Here is a 278-nt window from a genome sequence, read left to right as displayed (position 1 = left end):
GTAGAGCGCACCCTTGGTAAGGGTGAGGTCGGCAGTTCGAATCTGCCTATCAGCACCACTTCTTTTTTCCTCCCTGCTTCTTTTCTGTTTATATTCAACAAATTCAGGCTTGTGCCTGGTTGATGTGGTGATATCACCGATTTATCCGTGTCTTAGAGGGACAATCGATGTCTAAAGAAAAGTTTGAACGTACAAAACCGCACGTTAACGTCGGTACTATCGGCCACGTTGACCATGGTAAAACAACGCTGACCGCTGCCATCACTACCGTTCTGGCT

1 protein-coding gene is annotated in these 278 nt (G+C 47.1%); it reads left to right on the top strand.

Going from position 1 to position 278, the window contains the following annotated elements; translation table 11 throughout:
* Window positions 1-167: 167 nt before the first annotated feature.
* Window positions 168-278: GTP-binding protein (locus GV764_RS20320; protein WP_001336758.1), on the top strand; the 111-nt coding region annotated here is incomplete at its 3' end.

Source organism: Atlantibacter hermannii (assembly GCF_009907385.1).
Lineage (GTDB): Bacteria > Pseudomonadota > Gammaproteobacteria > Enterobacterales > Enterobacteriaceae > Atlantibacter > Atlantibacter hermannii_A.
This window is presented reverse-complemented; position numbering and strand designations above follow the sequence as displayed.